The sequence below is a fragment of the Roseomonas sp. TS2 genome (genome assembly GCF_058833935.1).
This window is the reverse complement of record NZ_JCACVY010000243.1, coordinates 1-5,307: the sequence shown is the minus strand read 5'-3', so window position 1 is coordinate 5,307 and position 5,307 is coordinate 1. Positions and strand designations below refer to the sequence as shown.

At 73.8% G+C, this 5,307-nt stretch carries 5 protein-coding genes; 3 read left to right on the top strand and 2 right to left on the bottom strand.

Translation table 11 applies throughout. The annotated features are described in order from the left end of the window. On the bottom strand, positions 1-769 hold a 769-nt coding region (locus ACZJYS_RS22370; protein WP_493180378.1), incomplete at its 3' end, for an alpha/beta fold hydrolase. Between the two features lie 264 nt (positions 770-1,033). Beyond that, the gene (locus tag ACZJYS_RS22365; protein ID WP_493180377.1) at positions 1,034-2,053 is read right to left on the bottom strand and encodes a zinc-binding alcohol dehydrogenase family protein; all 1,020 of its coding nucleotides are present in this window, start codon (positions 2,051-2,053) and stop codon (positions 1,034-1,036) included. 100 nt (positions 2,054-2,153) lie between these two features. Here ACZJYS_RS22365 and ACZJYS_RS22360 point away from each other — a divergent pair, with 100 nt between their 5' ends. The 3 genes from ACZJYS_RS22360 (at position 2,154) to ACZJYS_RS22350 (ending at position 5,167) form a co-directional block, all read left to right on the top strand. Then, on the top strand, positions 2,154-2,546 hold the full coding sequence (locus ACZJYS_RS22360) for a winged helix-turn-helix transcriptional regulator (protein ID WP_493180376.1): 393 nt from the start codon (positions 2,154-2,156) through the stop codon (positions 2,544-2,546). Positions 2,547-2,696: 150 nt separating this feature from the next. Further along, positions 2,697-3,929, top strand: a complete 1,233-nt coding sequence (locus ACZJYS_RS22355) for an MFS transporter (protein ID WP_493180375.1) — start codon at positions 2,697-2,699, stop codon at positions 3,927-3,929. 47 nt (positions 3,930-3,976) lie between these two features. Beyond that, entirely contained in the window at positions 3,977-5,167 is a 1,191-nt protein-coding gene (locus ACZJYS_RS22350; protein WP_493180374.1) for an amidohydrolase, read from the top strand. Positions 5,168-5,307: the final 140 nt, after the last annotated feature.

Here is a 5,307-nt window from a genome sequence, read left to right as displayed (position 1 = left end):
TGCCGTGCGACAGGCCGGGATAGGTCTTGAGCGCGCCGTGCTTCAGCAGCCGGATGGCAAGCAGGGCGGAATCCGCGATCGGCACGATCTGGTCGTCCTCGCCATGCATGACCAGCACGGGCACGTCGATCGCCTGGAGGTCCTCGGTGAAGTCGGTTTCCGAGAAGGCCTTGATGCAGTCGTAATGCGCCTTGGCGCCGCCCATCATGCCCTGGCGCCACCAATTGTCGACCACGCCCGGCGAGACCTTCGCGTCGGGGCGGTTGAAACCGTAGAAGGGGCCCGCCGGGATGTCGCGGAAGAACTGCGCCCGGTTCGCGACGAGGGCGGCGCGGAAGCCGTCGAACACCTCGAGCGGCAGGCCGCCCGGGTTCTTCTCGCTCCTGACCATCACCGGCGGCACGGCGCCGATCAGCACCGCCTTGGCCACGCGCCCGCCGCCGCCATGCCGCGCCACGTAGCGCGCCACCTCGCCGCCGCCGGTGGAATGCCCGACATGGATGGCGTCGCGCAGGTCCAGATGCGCCGCCAGCGCGGCGACATCGGCCGCGTAGGTGTCCATCTCGTTGCCGCTGTCGGTCTGGGTGGAGCGGCCATGGCCCCGGCGGTCATGCGCGACGACGCGGTAGCCCTGCGCCAGGAAGAACAGCATCTGCGCGTCCCAGTCGTCGCTGCTCAGTGGCCAGCCATGGTGGAAGACCACCGGCTGCCCGCTCCCCCAGTCCTTGTAGAAGATCTCGGTGCCATCCGCGGTGGTGAAGGTGGTCATCGTTCTGGCTCCTGCGTGGATCGGATCGTCGTGCCCGGCTGGCCACCGTGATCGTCCGCAGGCTGCGGCGATGGTGCGTCCCGTGGCGTGGCCGTCATGCGCGCCATCTATCGGCCTTGCGGGGGGAAAATTCTTGTCCATTCCGGCGCTTCCCTGGGCCGCCGGCCACGGGCGCTCCCCCCTTGCCGGCCCCCCTTGCCGGCTCATCGCCCGCATCGCCGGGCCGCCTTCCGTGGGAGGCGGCCCGGCACCGGCGCGGCGCCCTCAGCCGCCGAAGCCCTCCAGCACGATCTTGCCGCGCGCCTTGCCGGTCTCGATCAGCGCGTGCGCGCGCCTCAGGTTGGCGGCGTTGATGGGGCCCATATGCTCGGCCAGGGTGGTGCGCAGCGTGCCCTCGTCCACCAGCCGCGCCACCTCGTTGAGCAGCTTGCCCTGCTCGTCCATGTCGGCCGTCTGGAACAGGGAGCGGGTGAACATCAGCTCCCAATGGATGGAGACGGATTTCCGCTTGAAGCGGTTCACGTCCAGCGTCTCCGGGTCGTCGATCAGGGCGAAGCGGCCCTGCGGCGCGATCAGCTCGGCGATCTCGGCCAGGTGCTGGTGCGTTTCCGTGGTCGAGAAGACGAAGGCGGGCGCGCCGATGCCGAGCGCCGCCACCTGCGCCGCCAGGGGCTGGCGGTGGTCCAGCACATGGTGCGCGCCCATCTCCCGCACCCAGGCCTGGGTCTCGGGGCGGGAGGCCGTGGCGATGACGGTGAGGTCCGTCAGCCGGCGGGCCAGCTGCACGGCGATGGAGCCGACGCCGCCCGCCCCGCCGATGATCAGGATGGCGCGGCCGGCGCCGGGCACCGGGCGCGCCACCTCCAGCCGGTGGAACAGCGCCTCCCAGGCGGTGAGGGCGGTCAGCGGCAGGGCCGCCGCCTCGGCGTCGGACAGGCTGGCGGGCTTGCGGCCGACGATCCGCTCATCCACCAGGTGGAACTCGCTGTTGGTGCCGGGGCGGATGATCGAGCCGGCATAGGCCACGGCGTCCCCGGGCCGGAACAGGCTGGCCTCCGGACCCGCGGCGACCACCGTGCCGGCGGCGTCCCAGCCCAGCACCTTCCACTGGCCGGCCTCGGCGGAGGCGCTGCGGCGGACCTTGGTGTCCACCGGGTTCACCGACACGGCCCGCACCTGCACCAGCAGGTCCCGCCCCGTCGGCTCGGGGCGCGGCAGCTCGATATCCTGCAACGACTCAGGGCGGTCGATGGCGCCGGCGGTCTGGTAGGCGATGGCCTTCATGGGGCTGCTCCTCGCAATGCTTCCGGCCGGAAGGTAAGGTTCCGGCGCCTCGCGTCGATACGCACAAGCACCGCCCCTAGTGTCGAGATGGATACCGCCCATGGCCAAGCCCCGCCATTCCCGGCTGGACTGCAACCCCGGCTGCCCGGTGGAGGCGGCCGTCAGCCTGATCGACGGCAAGTGGAAATGCGTCATCCTGTTCCACCTGCTCGAAGGCACGATGCGCTTCAACGAGATGCGCCGGCGGCTGCCCGGCGTCACGCAGCGCACGCTGACCAACCAGCTGCGCGAGCTGGAGCAGGACGGGCTGGTCACCCGCACCGTCTATGCCCAGGTGCCACCCAGGGTGGAATACAACCTCTCGCCGCTCGGCCGCACGCTGGAGCCGGTCCTCGGCGCCCTGAAGCGATGGGGCGACGCGCATATCGGCCTGTTCGGCGGCAGCGCACCCGAGCCTGCGCCGGAGAGGGCCGCCAGGGCGGGGCACCCCTGAGCCGCGGCGGGCAGGCGGGGCAGCCCTTGCCAATCGCGAATTGGTCGCATTATCACGTCTGCGGCCATTGGCGGCCTGCGCGGGGCACGGCAGGCCCACGCCAGCCCGCCTTCCCCAGGCCCCGCCCCGGCACCGCGCCAAGGACCGACCATGACCCATGACGATGGCGCCGCCGCCGGTGCACCGCTCCCGCAGAAGGACAGGGTCCTGCTGGCGCTGATGGCCACCACCTTCTCCGGCAGCATGGCGATGATGGCCTTCGTCGCCCTCATTGGCCCCATCGCGCGGGTGGCGGGGCTGGCGCCGTGGCAGGCCGGCATGGCCGTCTCCGCATCGGGCGTCATGTGGATGCTGGGCGCGCGCCCCTGGGGCCTGGCCAGCGACCGGCACGGCCGCCGGCCGGTGCTGCTGGCCGGCGCCCTGGGCTTCACCCTCTCCTACTGGGCGCTGTGCCTGATGATCGACGCGACGCTGCGCTGGGAGCTGCCGGCGGGCCTGGCCTTCCTCGGGCTGGCCCTGGGCCGCGCCCTGGTCGGCGGCACCTACGCGGCCATTCCCGCCGCCAGCGGCGCGCTGATCGCCGACCGGGTGCCGCCCGAGCGCCGGGCGGCGGCGATGGCCCTGCTCGGCACCGGCAGCGGCGCGGGGCTGGTGGTCGGGCCGGCGCTGGCGGCGCTGCTGGTCCAGTACGGGCTGAGCGTGCCGCTGCTCTTCACGGCGGCCCTGCCGCCCCTGGCGCTGCTGGTGCTGTGGCGGCTGGTGCCGGCGCAGCCCGCGCAGCCACGCCCGCCGCGCAAGGCGCTGCCGCTGTGGGACGCGCGGCTGCGCCACCCGCTCATCACCGGCTTCACCGCCATGTTCAGCGTGGCCATCGCGCAGGTCACCATCGGCTTCTACGCGCTGGACCGCCTCGGCCTGGCGCCCGACGCGGCGGCGGAGGCGGCGGGCACGGCGCTGATGCTGGTGGGCCTCGCCCTGGTGCTGTCGCAGGCCCTGGCCACGCGGCTCCGCATCGCCCCGGCGCGGATGATCGGCCTCGGCACGCTGGTCGCGGCGGCCGGCTTCGGCAGCGTCGCGCTCGCCACCCAGGGCTGGATGCTGGGGGCCTGCTACTTCGTGGCGGCGGCCGGCATGGGCTGGGTGTTCCCTGCCTTCTCGGCGATGGTCGCCAACGCCGTGGGGCCGCAGGAGCAGGGCGGCGCGGCCGGCGCGGCCGGCGCGGCGCAGGGCCTCGGCATGGTGCTGGGGCCGGTGGCCGGAAGCCTGCTCTACATGCTCGGCCACAGCCTGCCCTACCTGCTGGTGGCGCTGATGCTGCTGGCCGTCTCGCTCTCCATGTGGGGGCGGCCGGCCGCAACCATGGCCGCGCCCGGCCCGCGCTGACGCGCCATCCACCGGTCCTCTCCCCCAGCCCAGCGGAGCCACACACCTTGCAGCACCTGAGCGAACGTCTCGCGGCCCGGCAGCAGGATCTCGCCGCCTTCCGCCACGACCTGCACCGCCACCCCGAGATGGGCTTCGAGGAACGGCGCACGGCGGCGCGCGTCGCCGCCCGGCTGCGCGCCTGCGGCATCGCGGTGGAGGAGGGGCTGGCGGGCACCGGGGTCGTCGGCACGCTGCGCGGGCGCCGGCCGGGGCCGCGCGGCATCGCGCTGCGCGCCGACATGGACGCCCTGCCGATCCAGGAAGCCACCGGCCTGCCCTACGCCTCGGCCACGCCCGGGGTGATGCATGCCTGCGGGCATGACGGGCACACCACCATGCTGCTCGGCGCGGCGGAGGAGCTGGCGCGGAACCCGGATTTCGCCGGCACCGTCCACTTCATCTTCCAGCCCGCCGAGGAGGGCCTCGGCGGCGGGCGGCGCATGGTGGAGGAAGGGCTGTTCGAGCGCTTCCCCGCCGATGCCGTGTTCGGCCTGCACAACGAGCCGGGGCTGGCGCTGGGCCGCTTCGGCCTGCGCGCCGGGCCGATGCTGGCCAATGTCGATACCTGGTCGGTCGTCTTCCGTGGCAGCGGCGGGCATGGCGCCGTGCCGCACCGCGCGACCGACCCGACCCAGCCGCTGGCCGCCTTCATCGGCGCGTTGCAGGGCGTCATCGGCCGCAACCTGCCGGCGCGGGAGACGGGGGTGCTGAGCGTCGGCCACATCGCCGCCGGCGACGCGCGGGCGCCGAACGTCATCCCCGCCGAGGCGCGCGTCTCCGGCACCGGCCGCTCCTTCCGCCCCGAGATCCGCGAGACCATGGGCCGCCGCCTGCGCGAGCTGGCGGAGGCGCTGGCCGCCGCGCATGGCTGCGCGGCCGAGGTGGATTACCGGCACGACTACCCGGCGCTGGTGAACACGGCGGCGGAGGTGGCGCTGGCCGCCCGCGCCGCCGCCGCGCTGGCGGGCGCGGTGCAGGTGGACACCGACTATCCGCCGATCACGGCGGGCGAGGATTTCGCCTACATGCTCCAGGCCCGCCCCGGTGCCTTCATCCTGGTGGGCAATGGCGTGGCGGCGGATGGCAGCTTCCACCACGTCCACACGCCCCGCTACGACTTCAACGACGCGCTGCTGCCGGTCGGCGCCGCCTACTGGGTCAGCCTTGTGCAGCACGCGCTGGGGGAAGGCACATGAACCCCGCGCGCCGGGCGCTGCTGGGCGCCGCCCTCGCCCTCCCCACCCTGCTGCCGGCACGCGCCGCGCGGGCGCAGCGGACGCCGGAACCGGCCGGAACGGAGGGGCACCCGCTGGTGGAGCGGTTCGATCTGGGCCTG